Origin of the sequence: Curtobacterium sp. 8I-2, assembly GCF_902506155.1 — a bacterium.
Lineage (GTDB): Bacteria > Actinomycetota > Actinomycetes > Actinomycetales > Microbacteriaceae > Curtobacterium > Curtobacterium poinsettiae.
In genome coordinates this window covers 2,783,403-2,800,959 of record NZ_LR732827.1, presented here as the reverse complement: position 1 = coordinate 2,800,959, position 17,557 = coordinate 2,783,403, and the positions used below count along the sequence as shown (strand labels likewise).

At 72.6% G+C, this 17,557-nt stretch carries 15 protein-coding genes; 5 read left to right on the top strand and 10 right to left on the bottom strand.

What is annotated here, in order from left to right; genetic code table 11:
* Positions 1–21 precede the first annotated feature (21 nt).
* The 5 genes from BOSE127_RS16910 to BOSE127_RS16890 all read right to left on the bottom strand — a co-directional run bounded on the left by BOSE127_RS16910 (position 22) and on the right by BOSE127_RS16890 (position 6,457).
* A complete protein-coding gene (locus tag BOSE127_RS16910; RefSeq protein ID WP_017887302.1) occupies positions 22–1,350 on the bottom strand; it encodes an NAD(P)/FAD-dependent oxidoreductase in 1,329 nt (442 codons plus the stop codon).
* Between the two features lie 32 nt (positions 1,351–1,382).
* Positions 1,383–1,592, bottom strand: a complete 210-nt coding sequence (locus BOSE127_RS16905; RefSeq protein WP_017887301.1) for a hypothetical protein — start codon at positions 1,590–1,592, stop codon at positions 1,383–1,385.
* A gap of 7 nt (positions 1,593–1,599) precedes the next feature.
* Positions 1,600–3,390, bottom strand: a complete 1,791-nt coding sequence (locus tag BOSE127_RS16900; protein ID WP_031259805.1) for a DEAD/DEAH box helicase — start codon at positions 3,388–3,390, stop codon at positions 1,600–1,602.
* A 173-nt stretch (positions 3,391–3,563) separates the two neighbouring features.
* Positions 3,564–4,808, bottom strand: a complete 1,245-nt coding sequence (gene dinB, locus BOSE127_RS16895) for a DNA polymerase IV (protein WP_071251616.1) — start codon at positions 4,806–4,808, stop codon at positions 3,564–3,566.
* A gap of 485 nt (positions 4,809–5,293) precedes the next feature.
* Positions 5,294–6,457, bottom strand: a complete 1,164-nt coding sequence (locus tag BOSE127_RS16890) for an acyl-CoA dehydrogenase family protein (protein WP_159558069.1) — start codon at positions 6,455–6,457, stop codon at positions 5,294–5,296.
* Positions 6,458–6,480: 23 nt separating this feature from the next.
* Between BOSE127_RS16890 and BOSE127_RS16885 the strand changes: the two genes are divergently transcribed.
* On the top strand, positions 6,481–7,275 hold the full coding sequence (locus BOSE127_RS16885) for an SGNH/GDSL hydrolase family protein (protein WP_056068694.1): 795 nt from the start codon (positions 6,481–6,483) through the stop codon (positions 7,273–7,275).
* Positions 7,276–7,429: 154 nt separating this feature from the next.
* On the opposite strand, the gene BOSE127_RS16880 is transcribed toward BOSE127_RS16885, so the two are convergent.
* The 4 genes from BOSE127_RS16880 to BOSE127_RS16865 are packed head-to-tail and all read right to left on the bottom strand — an operon-like array spanning position 7,430 to position 12,015.
* Entirely contained in the window at positions 7,430–8,803 is a 1,374-nt protein-coding gene (locus tag BOSE127_RS16880; protein WP_236559604.1) for a serine hydrolase domain-containing protein, read from the bottom strand.
* Between the two features lie 42 nt (positions 8,804–8,845).
* On the bottom strand, positions 8,846–10,078 hold the full coding sequence (locus BOSE127_RS16875; RefSeq protein WP_081612295.1) for a D-alanyl-D-alanine carboxypeptidase family protein: 1,233 nt from the start codon (positions 10,076–10,078) through the stop codon (positions 8,846–8,848).
* Positions 10,079–10,103: 25 nt separating this feature from the next.
* Complete coding sequence (locus BOSE127_RS16870) at positions 10,104–10,727, bottom strand: DUF1097 domain-containing protein (RefSeq protein ID WP_017887293.1); 624 nt, start codon at positions 10,725–10,727, stop codon at positions 10,104–10,106.
* Entirely contained in the window at positions 10,720–12,015 is a 1,296-nt protein-coding gene (locus tag BOSE127_RS16865) for an amidohydrolase family protein (RefSeq protein ID WP_159558065.1), read from the bottom strand. Before BOSE127_RS16865 ends, BOSE127_RS16870 begins: the two co-directional genes overlap by 8 nt.
* Positions 12,016–12,162: 147 nt before the next feature.
* Here BOSE127_RS16865 and BOSE127_RS16860 point away from each other — a divergent pair, with 147 nt between their 5' ends.
* The 3 genes from BOSE127_RS16860 to BOSE127_RS16850 are packed head-to-tail and all read left to right on the top strand — an operon-like array spanning position 12,163 to position 15,646.
* On the top strand, positions 12,163–12,840 hold the full coding sequence (locus BOSE127_RS16860) for a FadR/GntR family transcriptional regulator (RefSeq protein ID WP_042540895.1): 678 nt from the start codon (positions 12,163–12,165) through the stop codon (positions 12,838–12,840).
* Positions 12,837–13,994: an acetamidase/formamidase family protein gene (locus tag BOSE127_RS16855; protein WP_017887290.1), complete on the top strand. Its 1,158-nt coding sequence runs from the start codon at positions 12,837–12,839 to the stop codon at positions 13,992–13,994. The genes BOSE127_RS16860 and BOSE127_RS16855 overlap by 4 nt, the downstream gene beginning before the upstream one ends.
* Positions 13,991–15,646 (top strand): AtzH-like domain-containing protein, encoded by a 1,656-nt coding sequence (locus BOSE127_RS16850; RefSeq protein ID WP_159558063.1) that lies wholly within the window; start codon positions 13,991–13,993, stop codon positions 15,644–15,646. Before BOSE127_RS16855 ends, BOSE127_RS16850 begins: the two co-directional genes overlap by 4 nt.
* Here the strand turns inward: BOSE127_RS16850 and BOSE127_RS16845 are convergent.
* Positions 15,643–16,461, bottom strand: a complete 819-nt coding sequence (locus tag BOSE127_RS16845; protein WP_017887288.1) for a TrmH family RNA methyltransferase — start codon at positions 16,459–16,461, stop codon at positions 15,643–15,645. The two genes, BOSE127_RS16850 and BOSE127_RS16845, sit on opposite strands and share 4 nt — an antisense overlap.
* 163 nt (positions 16,462–16,624) lie before the next feature.
* Between BOSE127_RS16845 and BOSE127_RS16840 the strand changes: the two genes are divergently transcribed.
* Positions 16,625–17,539 (top strand): Sir2 family NAD-dependent protein deacetylase, encoded by a 915-nt coding sequence (locus BOSE127_RS16840; protein ID WP_236559603.1) that lies wholly within the window; start codon positions 16,625–16,627, stop codon positions 17,537–17,539.
* Positions 17,540–17,557: the final 18 nt, after the last annotated feature.

Here is a 17,557-nt window from a genome sequence, read left to right as displayed (position 1 = left end):
CCCGTGCGTCCGTGGGTGCGTCTAGCTCTTCGACGCCTCGACGAAGTTGCGTCGCGGGTCGGTCTCCTTGATCAGGGAGGTCGCGTCGCGACCGGACACGGCGCCCGTGATCCAGCCGATGACGATGCGCGCCTTCCGGTTCAGGGTCGGCATCGCGTACACGTGGTAGGCGCGGTGCGCGAGCCACGCGAACAGGTTGGTCATCTTGATGCCCTTGATGTTCGCGGCACCCTTGCCCACACCGTACGACGCGACGGTGCCGATGGAGGGGTGGCGGTACTCCTCGAGCGGCTTGCCGGTGATGGTCGCGACGATGTTGTCGGCGGCGACCACGGCCTGACGGACGGCGTTCTGCGCGTTCGGCGGGTAGAACGCCGGCTGCTTGTCGGCGGTCAGGTCGGGCACCTGCGCGACGTCGCCCAGGCCCCAGACGCCCTCGACGACCTGGTGGGTGTCCTCGGCCTCGACCTGGAGCTTCGCGTTCGCGGCGAGGTGGCCCTTCGGCCCGCGCGGCAGGTCGGAGGCGTCGAGGAGCGGGTTCGGCTTGACGCCTGCGGTCCAGACGAGCAGTCCGGTGGCGAACTCGTCACCGTCGGAGAACTTGACGACACCACCCTCGGCGCTCGGCATGGTGGTCTTCAGGCGGACGTCGATGCCGCGGGCGCGGAGCGACTCGAGCGTCCACTTGGACAGCTCCGGGCCGACCTCGGGCGCGACGCGGTCGAGCGCGTCGATGAGCACCCAGCGGGGCTGCTCGCCGGCGAGCGACGGGTAGGTCTTGATGGCGGCCTGCGACACGTCGAACAGCTCACCGATCGCCTCGACGCCGGTGTAGCCACCGCCGACGAACACGCTGGTCAGCAGACGACGGCGCTCGTCCTCGTCCCGCGTGGCAGCAGCCTTCGCGATGTTGTCGAGGAGCTTGGCGCGCACGTAGGCGGCCTCTTCGACGCTCTTGAAGCCGACGCCGTACTCCTCGAGTCCGGGGGTCGGGAACGTGCGGGTGACGGAGCCGAGGGCGACGACGAGCTGGTCGTAGCCGAGGGTGCGGTCGTCGCCGCCGGCGGTCGCGATCGAGACGGTCTTGTCGGCCGAGGAGATCGCGGTGACCTTGCCCTGGATCACGCGGGTCTTGCGCAGCGCACGGCGCAGCTCGACGGTGACGTCCTTCGGTGCGATGTGGCCACCGGCGACCTCGGGCAGGAACGGCAGGTACGTGTAGTAGGTGTTCTGGTCCACCAGCGTGATCCGCATGGGCACCGTGGCCGCGTGCTTCTGGAGCTGCTTGACCGTGGCGTAGCCAGCGGAGCCGCCGCCGAGGACGAGGACGTGAGGGATCGAGTCTGCCATTCCTCCGGTCTACCGGACTTTGGCTTGGCGCGTCATGAGTTCCGCGGCCTGTCGCGGAGCCGCCACCACGCGGTCTCGGCGAGTTCGGGGCCCGTGAACACTCCGTGCGGGGTGCGGCGGGACTCGGTGAGCGAGAAGCGGCGCAGCCGGTAGCCGCCGCCGAAGCGGTCGATGATCGCCTCGGGCGACGCCTCGGGATCGCGTTTGACGTACCAGGTGCGATCGTCGACCGGCTCGATCACGCCGCCGTCACCGACGTCCGCCGATGCGGGAGCGCAGGATGTCGATGCGCTTCTGGATCTGCTCGATGCTCGCCTGTGCCACGGCCGGGCCACCGCTGATGCGCCGGAGTTCGGCGTGGATCGATCCGTGCGGCTCGTTCGAGTGACGGGACCAGATCGACACGAGCCGGGCGAGCTCGGTCCGCTGTTCCTTGATCGTCATGTACATCGGGCGGTCGGGCTCGGGCGCCTTGGGCAGGCCGTCCTTGGCCGTCCGGCCCTTGGACCGCTTGGCCTGGGTCGCCTGCCGGGCGCGCAGGAGGTCGCGCACCTGGTCGGGTTCGAGGAGCCCCGGGATGCCGATGAAGTCGAGCTCCTCGAGGGAACCGACCTCGCCGCCGGTACCGAACTCGCCGCCGTCGTAGAGGACGCGGTCGAAGGACGCCTGCGAGTCGAGCGCCTCGAACGGCTGGACCTCGAGCAGGCTCTCGGACGCACGGTCTTCCTTGTTGGCCTCGGCGACCATGACGTCTTCGGGGTTGTACATCCCGTCGTCGGCGTCCTTCGGGCGGTCGAGGGCGTGGTCGCGCTCGAGCTCGAGGGTGGCGGCGAGGGCCATCAGGCCGGGGACGCTCGGCAGGAAGACACTCGCGGTCTCACCACGACGACGGGCACGGACGAAGCGGCCGATGACCTGTGCGAAGAACAGCGGCGTGCTCGCGCTCGTGGCGTAGACGCCGACGCAGAGCCGTGGGACGTCGACGCCTTCGGAGACCATGCGGACGGCGACCATCCAGCGCGAGGTGTCCTCGGCGAAGGCGCTGATGCGGCTCGACCCCGCGGCTTCGTCGGACAGCACCACGGTCGGGCGCTCCCCCGTGATCTGCTGCAGGATCCGGGCGTAGGCGCGGGCCGTGGTGGTGTCCGTGGCGATGACCAGACCGCCGGCGTCGGGCACACCACGGCGGACCTCGGTCAGGCGCTTGTCGGCGGCGGAGAGCACGGCCGGCATCCACTCGCCCTCGGGCGACAGTGCGGTGCGCCAGGCCTGGGCCGTGATGTCCTTCGTGACCTGCTCACCCAACGAGGCCGACATCTCGTCGCCCATCCGGGTCTTCCAGCGCATCTGGCCGGCGTAGGCCATGAACAGCACCGGGCGGACGACGCCGTCCTTGAGTGCGCGGCCGTAGCCGTAGTTGTAGTCGGAGATCGAGGTGCGGATGCCCTGCTCGTCGGGGGCGTACTGCACGAACGGGATCGGTGCGGTGTCGGACCGGAACGGGGTCCCCGACAGCGAGAGCCGTCGGGTGGCACCGGAGAACGCTTCCCTGATGCCGTCGCCCCACGTCAGGGCGTCGCCGCCGTGGTGGACCTCGTCGAGGACGACCAGGGTGCGCCCGCCCTCGGTGATGCGCTTGTGCACTTCGGGGTTCATGCCGACCTGGGCGTAGGTGATCGCGACGCCCTGGTAGTGCCGGCCGAACATGCCGTCGCCGTTCTTGAACATCGGGTCGATCCGGATGCCCACGCGGTCGGCGGAGTCGGCCCACTGGCGCTTCAGGTGCTCGGTCGGTGCGACGACGACGATGCGGTCGACGGTGCCGCGGGCCAGGAGCTCGGTCGCCAGTCGGAGCGCGAAGGTGGTCTTGCCGGCACCCGGGGTCGCTGCCGTCAGGAAGTCGCGGGGTTCCTTCTCGAAGTACTTCGTGAGCGCTTCGATCTGCCAGGCACGGAGCTTCGATGCCGTGCCCCATGCGGCCCGGTCCGGGAACGCCGGCGACAGGTGCTGGACCGCCGAGTTGCCGGCCGCTTCGGCCAGGGCCGCGGCGTCGGCTTCGTCACGGGCGGCGTCACCGTCGGCCTGCGCCGTGTCGAGCGTCGGCGATGTGCCGCCGGCGCCGGACTGGTCGTCACCCGACTCCGCCCACAGCGTGGCGGGCTGCTGGTCTTCGTACTCCGCTGCGCTCACTGAACCCGATTCTACCGCCACCGTCAGTCCTGCCGAGCGTGCGGGACGCCCCCGTCAGGGGTCCGACGGACCAGGGATGCCGGTCGCAGGACGCCGGCGCCGAAGCGAGCGGCGACCGCGTCCACGGTGGTCTCGGTGTCACGCCACGGCGCGTCGTCGTCCCACAGGGCGTTGCTGGCAGCCGTCGGCACGAGGTTCTCGCCGCGCACGCCGATCAGCCGGATCTGGTTGCCGGGTCGGTGCAGCACGTCGTACAGCTCGACGGCTTCGCGGTGCAGGCGCTTCGCGACGTCGGTCGGTTCCGCCAGGGTGCGCGACCGGGTCAGCGTGGTGAAGTCGGTGTAGCGGACCTTGAGCGCCACCGTCCGGGCCTGCACGTCGGCCTGGCGCAGGCGGACCGCGACCTTGTCGGCCAGGCGGAGGAGTTCGCGAGCGACGTCGTCGCGCTCGGTCAGGTCGCGGCCGAAGGTGACCTCGTGCCCGATCGACTTCTCGCCGACGCCGGTGTCGACCACGCGCGGGTCGCGACCCCAGGACAGGTCGTGCAGCCGCTGCCCGCCAGCCGGGCCGAGTGCCGAGACGAGCGAGCCGAGCGGGGTGTTCGCCAGGTCGCCGACGGTGCGGATGCCCCGGCGTTCGAGCGTCTCCTGCGTCTTGCCGCCCACGCCCCAGAGCGCGGAGACCGGCTGCGGGTGCAGGAACGCCACGGTGTCCGCTTCGGGCACGACGAGGAGGCCGTCCGGCTTCGACCGGCTGGAGGCGAGCTTCGCCACGAACTTGGTCGATGCCGCACCGACCGAGCAGTGCAGCCCGGTCTCGGCGAAGACCGTGCGGCGGATCGCCTGGCCGATCTGCCACGGCGTGCCGTAGAGCCGGAGCGCGCCGGCGACGTCGAGGAACGCCTCGTCGATGCCGAGCCGCTCGACCCGCGGGGTGAACCGGTCGAAGATCGCCATCACGGCCGCGGACTTCGCCCGGTACTTCTCGAAGTGCGGTTCGACGATCACGGCGTTCGGGCAGCGGCGTTTGGCGACGGCCATCGGCATGGCGGAGTTCACGCCGTACCGACGGGCTTCGTAGGTGGCCGCCGTGACGACGGAGCGGTCGGAGTCGTGGCCCACGATGACCGGCAGGCCCTGCAGGTCGGGGCGGTCGAGCAGTTCGACGGAGGCGAAGAAGGCGTCCATGTCGACGTGCAGCACGGTCGCCGAGACGTCGTCCACCGGTGCGTCGGAGACGAGGCGGTTCCGTCCGTCCTGCTTGCTCACACCGAGATGATGCCAGGCGCCACCGACATCGCCGTGCCGGGCGTGCCGACGGCCGCACGGTGCGAGGTTCGTCCCGTCGTGCGCGGTTGCTCGCCCGTCATCGCACCGTGCGCCCTTCGCAACTCGGTGCCGGGTTGGTTGCACGGTGCGACGCCACAATGCAGCACCGAGCGGCCAACCTCGCACCTGCCGACGGACCCCGCACGGTGCGCCGCCACGCCATCGCCCGCGGCACCGCGCGCCCTTCGCAACTCGGTGCCGGGTTGGTCGCACGGTGCGGCGCCGCAAGGCAACACCGATCGGCCAACCTCGCACCGGCCGACGGACCCCGCACCGAGCGCCGCCACGCCAACCCCGCACCCGCCGACGGACCCCGCACGGTGCGCCGCCGCGCCAACCCCGCACCGGCCGACGGACTCGGCACCGAGCGCGGCCACGCCACCCTCGCACCGGAAGCGCACCGGAAGCGCCCCGGAGCGCAGCGCTCAGCCGAGCGGGCCGAGCACCGACGCGGCGATCGTCCGCGCCGCGGAGTCGCGCGACGACGGGTGGTACTGCCCCGCCCGGACGTCACGCGCCAGCCGCGCCAGCTCACTCGACGCCCGGAACGCCGAGCCGCCGACGACGCGCATGGCCTCGTCCACGACGTGCTGCGCCGTGTCCACGGCCCGCGCCTTCGTGCCGACGAGCAGCGGGAACCACCGGGCTCCGAGGTCGTCGACCTCGTCGACCGACCGCGCCAACGAGTCGACCTGCAGCGTGATCGCGTCGACCGCGCCGCGCAGGTCGGCGATCGCCCGGCGCACGTCGGGGTCCTCCGACCGCCGAGTACCGTCGGCCGCGGTCCGCCCCGCCACGGCGGTCGCCGCGAGCGCGATCGCCCGCTCGGCGATCCCGGCGTACACCGACGCGATGAGGAGCTCGAACGAGGCGAAGATCCCGAACACGAGTGGGTCCTGGTTCGGCCCGACCGGCAGTGACCGGACGATGCGGCCAGCCGGGACGTGCACGCCGTGCAGCTTCGTGGTGCGGCTCTGCGTCGCGCGCATCCCGAGCGTGTCCCAGTCGTCCAGGTGTTCGACGTCGCCGTCCGACCGCAGCACGAAGCCGTGCACGAGCCGGGGTTCCGCCCCCGAGGCGTCCTTGCCGAAGACGCTCATGACGTCCCACGCCGGAGCGAGGGAGGTGAACACCTTCGTGCCGGTGAACCGGTACCCGCCGTCGCCGTCCGGCTCCGCCGTCGTCGACGAGTCGAACAGCACGGCGTCGTTGCCGGGTTCGCTCACCCCGAAGGCGAGCAGCTGGTCGTCCGCCGCGTGGTCGGTGACGGCCTGGAGGAACGACTCACCTCGCGCACGGACGGCGCGCGCCGCCTGCACCCACACCTGGTGCATGCCGAGGCCGAGCGCCGTCGCCGGCGCGGCCTGGGCGAGGGCGCGCTGCACGTCGGCGGTGGCGCGGAGGCCGAGGCCCGCCCCGCCCTGCTCGACGGGGACACCGATCCGCAGGTAGCCGGCGGCGCGGAGCTCGTCGAGGTCCTCGGTGCAGAACGCGTTCGCGGCGTCGTACCCGGAGGCGCGCCCGGCGATGCGGTCGAGCAGTTCGTCGGGCACCGACCAGCCGACGGCGTCCGTGTTGGCCTTCGTCATGCCACGAGACTAGGGTCCGGGACGTGTCAGATCGTCATCCTTGGACCAGGTACGTCGCGATCGGTGACTCGTTCACCGAGGGGATCGGGGACCCCGACCCGACCGTCCCGGGCGGCAACCGCGGCTGGGCGGACCGCGTCGCCGAGGTGCTGGCACACCAGACGGACGACTTCGCGTACGCGAACCTCGCGATCCGCGGGCGGCTGCTCCAGCAGATCATCGACGAGCAGGCCGAGGCCGCCGTCGCCCTGCACCCGGACCTCATCACGGTGTCGGCCGGCGGCAACGACATCATCCGCCCCGGCTCGGACCCGGACGAACTCGCCGAACGGGTGGACCGGCTCGTCGCGGACCTGCGGCGCGACGGTGCCACCGTCGTGCTGTTCACCGGCCCGGACGTCGGGATGACCCCGGTGCTCGGCATGGTCCGCGGCAAGACGGCGATCTACAACGAGAACCTGCACGCCATCGCCCTGAAGCACGGCGCCCTGGTGGCCAACATGTGGGCACTCCGCGTGCTCCGGGACCCGCGGATGTGGGCTCCGGACCGGCTGCACCACTCCCCGATGGGCCACTCCACGATCGCCGCCGCGGTGCTCGACACCCTCGGTGTGCCGCACGGACTCGAACCGTTCAACCCGGACCCGCTCGAGGCACGCCCGTGGCGCGAGGCCCGCGCCGAGGACCTCGGGTGGGCCAGGGAGTACCTGGTGCCGTGGGTGGTCCGCCGCATCAAGCACACCTCGTCCGGCGACGGGGTGACGGCGAAGCGGCCCGAGCTGCAGATCGTCACCGAGCACCCCTCCGACACCCCGTAGCCGACGACGCCCCTTCGAGTCCGCACGCCTGCGCAGCCGCGGCACACCACGGTCATCGCGCCCCGGCTCACCGGGGCGCGATGACGCTACGGGGGCGCGAACCGCGTCGTGCGCGCCGCGAACGGGGTCGTGCGCACCCCGTGGTCGGCACCGGTCAGTCAGCGGGGCGACGGAGCGTCATCGGACCGTCGTGCAGCGGCTCGGTCTTCCACTTCGCCCCGACCGTGCCCGCGTCGAGGTCGACTCGCAGGTGCAGCAGGTGCGGGGTCTCCAGGAAGCGGACCGCGACGAGCACGGTGCCCTCCGGCTCGGTCGCCGCACTCGCCGCGAGGGCGCCCTCGACGGCCCACCGTCCTTCGCCGAGCGGCACGGACTCCGACCGGCCGTCGTCGGTGATCGTCAGGCGGATCCCGTCTGCACCGCGCGCGAACGTGGCGGCATCGAGGATCCCGCCGGGACGCGACCGCAGCTCGACGTCGGCGAGGTGCTCCGGAAGGCGACCACCCTGCACCGGTGGCAGCCCGAGGGAGGCGAGCCGGGCCTCCAGTGCGGTGTCCGCATCCGTGTCGGTCGTGCCGTCGACGGCGGGCAGGAGGTGCTGCCAGGCCGCGTCGAGGACCGCCTGCATGTCGACGGTCTGACCGGTGATCGCGAGCACGACGTCCTGCTCCGGCAGGACGACGCAGAACTGACCGTAGGCGCCGTCGCCGCGGAAACCGTGGCGGGCCATCCAGAACTGGAAGCCGTACCCCTTCGACCAGTCCGGGTTGGCCTCGTCCGGGTTGGCGACCTGCGTGCTCGTGGCCTGTTCGACCCAGTCGGCGTCGAGGATCCGCTCGCCGTTCCAGACGCCGTCCTGCAGGTACAGCTGGCCGAGCTTCGCGACCGCGTCGGTCGTGGCGTAGCACCCGCTGAACCCGAACTCCGCGCCGGTGTCGTCGCGGCGCCACGCGAGGTCGTCGATGCCGAGCGGGTCGAGCAGGTGCGGGCGGAGCCAGGCCACGAGCGACCCGCCGGTCACGCGCCGGACGATGCTCGCGAGCGTGTACGTGCACGGCTGGTTGTACGCGAAGACCGAGCCGGGCTCCTCGTCCGGCGGGAGCAGCAGGAACCCGCGCACCGTGTTCGTCGGATCGAGGGCCTCCGCCCGTTCGAGCGTCTCCTCGCGGTGCCCGCTCGCCATCGCGAGCAGGTGCCGCACCCGCATCCGGCGGCTGCGCTCATCGGTGACGTCGGCGTCGAGCTCCGGGAAGTACGACAGCACGGTCGCGTCGAGGTCGACCAGGCCCTGTCGCACGGCGATGCCGACGGCCGCTGCGGTGAAGCTCTTGCTCAGCGAGTAGAGCAGGTGCACGCGGTCGGCCGAGTACGGCTGCCACCACCCCCCGGCAGCGACCTGGCCGTGCCGGAGCAGCATGAAGCTGTGCGGCTCGACGCCGGGTGTCGACTCGAGGGCGTCGACGAACGCGAGGACTCCGCGGGCGTCGACGTCGAGGGCGGAGGGGGTGGTCCGGGGGAACGTCGTCATCGTCGTCACCCGACCGACTCTACGGTCGGGCACCGACGAGCGTCACGCCCCCTGGAACGGGTTCGTCCAACGCCACCAGACGCCGGGGTCGTCGATCGTCCGCGCGAGCGCGAGCGGCACCGTGACCGGGTCGTGGTCGGAGATGCGGAACCGGACCCGCCCGACCCGCTCGCCCTTCGTGCCGAAGGTCACCCGCTCGAGCGTCGCCTTCGCGGTGACCGTGGTCTTCCCCCACACGAGCACCTCGGCGGCCTTCGTCGTGACCGCGTCCGCCTCGTCCTGCCACGGGGTCGAGAAGGTGCCGAAGGTCTGCCCCTGGTGGGTGAGCGTCACCACCTGGAAGTTGTCCGCGACGGACCGCAGCAACCGCTGCACGTCGTTGTCGAGGGAGTCGTGGTCCACGCCACCGAGCATCACGCCGACGACGGTGACCTGCCTGCCGCCACGCTCGTACGTCGCCGCGAACAGCAGGCAGGCCCCGGCCTCGTCGAGCGTGCCGGTCTTGATCCCCTCGACGCCGTCGAGCCCGAGGAGCTTGTTCGAGTTCTCGATCGCGCCGACCGTCGGGATCGTGACGTCCTGCGTGCCGACGATGTCCTTGACGACCGGGTTCGCGAGCGCCAGCTGCCCGAGCTCGACCAGGTCGGTCGCGGTCGAGGTGTTGTCCGGGTCGAGGCCGGTCGGCTCGTGGATCGTCGTGTCGTCGAGGCCCTGCTCGTCGAGCCACTTCGCGGCCGCTCGCTCGTAGGCGTCGAGGGATCCGAAGGCCCAGATGGCGAGCGCGCCGGCGTAGTTGTTGGCCGACTTCATGAGCATCACCTGGAACGCCTGGTGCTCGGTGAGCTTCAGGCCGGCCGGCATCGGGGCGACCTCGCCGTTCTGCGCCGCGTACTTCGCGTACAGGCCCTCCATCTGCTTCGTGAAGCGGATGGCCGGGCCCGACTGTCCGGGCGCCATCGGCTTCTCGTCGAGCACCACGAGCGCCGTGACGACCTTCGTGATGCTCGCGATGGACCGGGGCTTCGTGTCGCCACTGGTACGCAGGCTCTCGGGGAAGTCCGTCGCTTCGACCGCGGTCGCGCCGTAGCCCGGGAAGCTCAGTGCCGGGGCAGTCGTCCTCGGTGCCGAGTAGGTGGTGGTGCTGGCGCTCGCCGGACCGAACGGCACGACGGCCGCGGCGACGAGGTACCCGGCCACCAGGAGCAGCACGGCGACCACCGAGATCGTGACCGGCCTCCGGACGGCGGAGCGGGGGCGGCGGACGACTCGTGACACGGGACCCGAGCGTACCGGTCCGCTCCTAGGCCGAGGCTGCGACCGGCTGGTCGGGCTGCCGTTCCGGAGCAGGGGCCTGGGCGGCCGGGCTGGCGGGGTGCGCACCCACGGCCGGGTCGGCCACATCGGCCGCGCCGGTCGTCTCGGGCCGCGCGAAAGTCAGGCGACGGGACAGGTACGCGAACACCGGGCCGAGCGCGTTCATCAGCACGACCGAGACCCAGGCGGCCCAGGCGTTCCCCGGGTCGAAGCCGAACCCGCCGAAGCACGTCGCGAAGAACGAGGCGAACCCGAGGAACATCCCGGGGACGAGCCCGAACAGCTTCGTGCGACCGGTGTACATCAGCGCGCAGTTCACGACGAGGATGAGCAGCGCCAGCACGGTGTTCTGCCCCGCCTGCCCCTCGCCGAAGAGCGTGCCGAACCGCTGGTCGAGCAGGACGATGACCAGACCGAACGCCGACCCGATCGGCATCGCGGCCCAGAGCCGGGTGGCGTTCCGCAGCGTCGGCTTGCTGCCGAGCAGGAACATCCCCGCCCAGCTGATGAAGATCGCCCAGGTCGGCAGGTGCAGGGCGTTGCCCCCGATGAACGCCGTGGCACCGGCCAGGACGGAGGCGACGATCTCGTGCGGGATCCGTTCACGCATGGCTGAGTTCCTTCGATCGGTTCGTGGTGCGGCTGGTGGTGAGTCGGGTGGTCCTGGTGGTCTCGGCGACGACCCGGCCGCGCTTGACGACGAGGGCGCGGTCCGGCCGGTCGAGCAGCACGCCGTCCGGGTCCGTGGTGGAGAGCACGACGAGGTCGGCGGCGGCACCGGGCCGGATGCCGTGGGTGTCCGCGACGCCGACGACCTGCGCGGCACCGGTGGTGGCCATCGCGAGCACCCGTCGCAGGTCGTCCGGTCCGGACAGGTGCCCGGTCTGGGCCAGCAGGAGCCCGACGTCGAGCAGGTCGGCGTTCCCGAACGGGGTGAAGGCGTTCCGGACGTTGTTCGACGCGTACGCGCTCGTGACGCCGGCGTCCCAGAGCTCACGGACCGGCACGACCCCGCGGCGGACGTCGTGGTCGTCGGACCGGCCGCCGAGGTGCAGGTCGGTCGCGGGCAGCGGCACGACGGCGACCCCGGCGGCGGCCAGGCGGTCGAACAGCACCCGGCGCTCGCCGCGGGGCAGGCTGGCGACCGAGGTCACGTGGCCGAGCGCCACCCGCCCCTGCAGCCCGCGGGCGGCCACACGGTCGGCGATGTGCCCGGCGAGCGCGTACCGCGGGTCGGAGGTGTCGTCGGCGAAGTCGGCGTGCAGGTCCGCCGGCACGCCGAACTCCTCGGCGAGGTCCAGGACGATCTCGACGTGCTCGTGGCACGCGGCGAGGGTGCGCTCGTTGTAGGTGCAGCCGCCGATGACGTCTGCCCCTGCGGCGAGCGCCCGGCGGAGCAGGGCCAGCGTGCCCGGTGCCTTCGCGATGCCCTCCTGGGGGAAGGCGACGATCTGCAGGTCGAGGGCGTCCCGGTACTCGTCGCGCAGGTCGAGCAGGACCTCGACGCCGGTGAGCCCGACGATCGGGTCGACGTCGGGGTGTGCGCGGACGAGGGTCGTGCCGTTCGTGATGGCCTGGTCGAGCAGGGTGCGGGCGCGGTCGCGGACGGTGGCGTGGGTGAAGCCGCGCTTGAGCTCGCCCGTGACGGCGATGGCTCCGGCGAGTGTGCCGTCGGGGTTCGGGCGTTCCCGGTCGAGCAGGGCCTTGTCGACGTGCAGGTGCGCTTCGATGAGTCCGGGGATGACGACGCGGCCGGCGCAGTCGACCACCCGGGCGGAACCAGCGGGAGCGGCGGCACCGGGGAGCGTGTCGGAGATGCTGGCGATCAGGCCGTCGGTGATCACGAGGTCGACGGAACGGCCGTCGGTCAGCCGTGCATTGGTGAGGACCAGGTCCACGTCGGACCTCTCTTCCGGTCGGTGCTGGCGGGGTGTGCTCCACCATTCGCCCACCGTGTTTCGGGTTCCGACGCCGGATGTGACGGCCGTGTAAAAGTTGGTCGTACCAATGAACCAAGCAGACCAACGGGCCCTACGGTCGATGGCATGCACCGTGGACGGACCCTGAGTGCGGCGACCGCCGCCCACCTCGGCACGCTCGTGCTCGACGACCTGCAGCCCGGCGACAAGCTGCCGCCGGAACGCACCCTCGCCGAGGACCTCGCCGTGTCCCGCACGACGATCCGCGAGGCGTTGCAGGAGCTGGAGCGCCGTCGCCTGGTCTCCCGGACCCCTGGTCGTGGCACCGTCGTGCTGCCGAGGCCGGAGGAGGCGTCGGCCCTGCTCGACCACCACCGCGACGACCTGGACCACCGGGCCGAGCACGTCGCCGAGTTCCGGACGGTCGTGGAGCCGCAGGTCGCGGGACTCGCGGCGGCGCGGGCGGGTGCGGCCGACCTGCTCACCCTGGAACGCATCCTCGCCGCCACGCACGCGGGCCTCAGCCCGGAGGAGTCGCTCGCGCAGGACGTCGCCTTCCACGTGCAGGTCGCCCGCACCTCGGGCAACCCCCTGCTCGTGTCCCTGTGCGAGCTCAGCAGCGGATGGGTGCAGGACGTCCGCGCCCGGTCGCACAGCACCAGCGAGGGGCGGCGGTCGTCGTTCGAGTGGCACGAGCGGATCCTCGAGCGGATCCGGCAGCACGACGTCGACGGCGCGGCCCGGGCGATGGCCGACCACCTCGCCGACGTGGCCCACCTGGTCGAACGGAGGACGGACCGATGACCACCGCACACCACACCAGCGCACACCGCACCACCGCACACCGCACCACCGCACACCAGAACACCGCCCCCGCGGTCCCGACCCTGCAGCCCGGCGCCGGGCCCGTCCGCGGCGACCACTCCCTGCCCGTCGACCCGGAGACCGTCCTGTGGGGCCGGCTGCCGAGCGACGGTGACGTCCCCGCCCTGACGATCGGTGCCGGGGAGTCCGTCACCATCGACACCGTCAGCCACGAGGGGATCCTGCCCGACCAGGGCAGCGACCCCGTCGCCTGGTTCGGCGACCACGGTGTGGCCCCGGAGCACGTCCTCGCCGACGCCGTCGCGATCGCCCGCTCCGGACACCGCGACCCCACGGCGGACGGCCCCCACGTGGTGTCCGGTCCGATCGCGGTGCGCGGCGCCCGCCCCGGTGACGTCCTGACCATGACGGTGCTCGAGACCCTGCCCCGGGTGCACTACGGCGTGGTCTCGAACCGGCACGGCCGCGGTGCCCTGCACGGCGAGTTCCCGGTCGACGGCACGACGGTGAGCGTCTTCGCCGACGTCGTCGACACCGCCCAGGGGCGACGGGGCCGCATCCCGCTCACCGCCGCGGGCGACCGCTTCGCGCACTTCCCCCTGGCACCGTTCCTCGGGATCATGGGCGTCGCGACCCCCGGCGAGCGGCTGCACTCCGTCCCACCCGGTCGTCACGGCGGCAACATCGACGTCAACCTGCTGCAGGTCGGTTCGCAGCTGCACCTGCCGGTGCTCGTCCCCGGTGCGCTGGCCCACGTCGGCGACCCGCACTTCGCCCAGGGCGACGGCGAGGTGGCGCTCACCGCGATGGAGGCCTCGCTCCGCGCCACCATCCGCTTCGACCTGACCCCGGCAGCCGAGGCCGCCGCCCGCTTCGGCGACCTGGTCTGGCCCGTCGCCGAGACGCAGGAGTTCCTGGTGCCCACCGGCATGGACCCCGACCTCGACGAGGCCGTCCGGCAGTGCGTCCGGCACGCCGTCGCGATCCTCGGTGCCCGCTGGGGCATGGATCGTCACCTGGCGTACGCGTACCTGTCCGCCGCGACCGACTTCAACATCTCGCAGGTGGTGGACCTGGTGACCGGTGTCCACGCCCGCATCCGCAAGGCCGACTTCGAGGAGCCCGCCCGATGACCACGCCCGGAACGTCGACCAAGCCGCACACCCCGGCCACGGCGGACGCGCCCGAGGCCCCGGCCGGCCTGCTCGCAGCCATCCACGCCTACGAGACCGCACTGCTGGCGAACGACCTCGACGCCCTCGACGCCGCCTTCGTCGACTCCCCCGGCACGATGCGCGGCGACGACCGCGGCCTGCTCGTCGGGCACGACGCGATCAGCGCGTTCCGCGGGGCACGGGGTGGGGTCGCGACCCGGTCGCTGACGCACGTCGAGGTCCGCCCCCTGACCGAGGACCGCGCCCTCGTCGTGTCGGTGTCCCGGTTCGCCGCGGGTGGGCAGGGCCTCCAGACCCAGCTCTGGCGCCGCGACGGCGAAGGCGACACCGACACCGACCCCGGCGCCGGACCCCGCTGGCGCATCGAAGCGGCCCACGTCACCGGCCGCCCGAAAGCCGTCGACACCACCGTCTGGCGGGCCGTCGGCGACCCGCTCGTCGCACCCACCGCCGTGGGGCCGCTCGACGGCCTGACCATCGCCGTCAAGGACCTCTACGCCGTGCCCGGCCAGCCGGTCGGCGCGGGCAACCCGACGTACCTGCACGAGGCACCGGTCGAGACGACGGCCGCCCCCGCGGTCGCCGCGCTCCTCGCCGCCGGCGCGTCGATCCGCGGGATCGCACGCACCGACGAGTTCGCCTACAACCTGACCGGCCGGAACGCGCACCACGGCACACCGCCGAACAGCGCGGCCCCCACCCGACTGCCGGGAGGCTCGTCCAGCGGATCCGCATCGGCCGTCGGCCTCGGGATGGTCGAGATCGGGATCGGCACGGACACCGCGGGCTCGGTGCGGGTCCCCGCCTCGTACCAGGGACTCTGGGGCCTCCGGACGACCCACGGCACGGTGTCCCGCGACGGGCTGCTCCCCCTGGCGCCGTCGTTCGACACCGTCGGGTGGCTCACCCGCAGCCCTGAGGTGCTGCTCGCCGCCCTCGACGCCACCGTCCCGCCGATGCCCGGGCCGGACGAGGCGGTCGACGCGACGGTGCTCGTCGTCCCCGAGGAACTCGTCGCGCTCGTCGAACCGGACACCGCCCGGGCCTTCACGGCCTTCGTCGAGACCCTCGACGAACCCGTCGCCACCGTCCGACTGCGCGACCTCGGCATGCCGGAGCCCCGAGCCCTGCAGGAGCAGCTGCGGCTCGTCCAGGCCGCCGAGGCCCTGGCAGCACACGGCCCCTGGATCGACGCGCACCCCGGAGCGCTGAGCGCCGTGGTCGGTGACCGGTTCCGCGCGGCCGGGGCGAACGACCCCGACGCGACCGCCGACGCCGTCACCGCCCTGGACGCCGTGCGCACGACGATCCGCGGTGCCCTCGCCGGTCGGACCCTGCTGTTCCCGACCGTCCCCGGGCCCGCACCGCTGCTGGACGCGGACGCCCGAGCGCTCGAGCGCACCCGGACCGCCACCACGGCGATGACCGCGCTCGCGAGCGTCGGCGGGCTCCCCGCGGTGAGCGCACCGGCGATGACCGTGGCCGGCGCTCCCGTCGGTGTGTGCCTGGTCGGCGGACCGGACACCGACCGTGCCCTGGTGATCCGTGCCGGGCGCATGCTGCCGGACCAGCCCGCCCCGGGCCTCCCGACGGTCTCGGTGGTGCGCTAGGAGGCGAGCCGCCGGGCGTGGGTGACCGCCCACAGACCGACGGCGCTCGCCGCGGCCACGTTGAGCGAGTCGACGCCGTGTGCCATCGGGATGCGGACGGTCGTGTCCGCCGACGCGATCGCGGCCGGCGTCAGTCCCTGCCCCTCGGTCCCCATCACGAGCGCGACCCTGTCGGGCAGGTCCGCCACGAAGGCGTCGAGGTCGACGGACTCGTCCGTCAGTGCCATCGCGGCCAGGTGGAAGCCCTGTGCGCGGAGTTCCTCACCCGCCGCGGGCCAGTCGCCGATGCGGGTCCACGGCACCTGCAGGACGGTGCCCATGCTCACCCGGACGCTCCGGCGGTACAGCGGGTCGGCGCAGCGCGGGCTGACGAGCACCGCGTCGGCGCCGAGACCGGCGACGCTGCGGAACACGGCACCGACGTTCGTGTGGTCGACGATGTCCTCGAGCACGACGACGACCTTCGCGTCCCGCACCACGTCGGCGACGCTCGGCAGCTCGGGACGCTGCATCGCAGCGATCGCACCGCGGTGCATGCGGAAACCGGTGAGCTCCTCGAGCAGGGCGTCCGCACCGACGAAGACAGGACCGTCGTGCTCCGCGACCAGCGGCAGGACGGTGTCGAGCCACTTCTCCTGCACCAGGATGCTGCGCGGCACGTGACCGGCGCGGACCGCCCGCTCGATGACCGTGTTCGACTCGGCGATGTACAGGCCGCCCTCGGGCTCCGAGACCCGACGGAGCGCCACGTCGGTCAGACGGGCGAAGTCATCGAGGCGGGGATCGTCGAGGGAGTCGATGCGGACGGGGTGCACGGGGCTCGTTTCGGTGTGGTGCGGCGATGGCGTCACCGGTGCTCCACTCGGGAAGTGACCGGGACGGTCGGGTGTTGAGGGTACCGTGAACAGGGTGCTGGATGATGCTGCGTCGACGACCGGACCGACCACCGGAGCGGCCTCCGGGGCCACCTCCGGGTCGGTGAGCGCCGACGACCTCGACCGTGTCGTCGAGCTGCTCGCGGGCAAGCGCGTCGCCGTGCTCTCCGGCGCCGGTCTCAGCACCGACTCCGGCATCCCCGACTACCGCGGAGCCGGACGCGTCGTGCGGAAGCCCATGACGTTCCAGGAGTTCCTCGCCGACCCCGCGAAGCGCCAGCGGTACTGGGCCGGATCGCACCTGGGCTGGCGGAGCTTCGCGGCCGCCACGCCGAACGACGGGCACCGGGCGCTCGCCGCGCTCGAGGACGCCGGGATCGTCGCCGGCGTCATCACGCAGAACGTCGACGGCCTGCACCTGCGTGCCGGGTCCCGTCGCGTCGTCGAGATCCACGGGTCGATGGACCGCGCCGTGTGCCTGCGGTGCGGGCAGGTGTTCTCCCGCTCCGACCTCGCCACCACCATCGACCGGGCGAACCCCTGGATCGACGAGCCCGGGTCCGTGCAGCTGCAGCCCGACGGCGACGTCGAGATCACCGAGGTCGAACGGTTCGTCGTGCCCGCGTGCTCCGTCTGCGGCGGCGACCTGAAGCCCGACGTCGTCTTCTTCGGCGAGTTCGTGCCGGCCGAGAAGTTCCGCGAGGCCGTGTCGATCGTCGCCGACGCCGACGCGCTGCTCGTGGTCGGGTCCTCCCTCACCGTGAACTCGGGCGTGCGGCTGGTCGACCACGCGGCACGCCGGAAGAACCCGGTGGTCATCGTGAACCGCGGTGAGACCCGCAGCGACCGCCGGGCGGCCGTGAAGCTCGACGCCGGCACCACCGAGACGCTCGTGCACCTGGCGGAGCGGCTCAGTGCAGCGGGGGCGTCGCGCGCGGAGTCGCCCGCGGAGTCACCCGCGGCGTCACCCGCAGCCTCACCCGCAGCGTCGCGCGCGGACTCGCGCTCCTCCGAGTAGCCGGACGGGTCCGCCGGT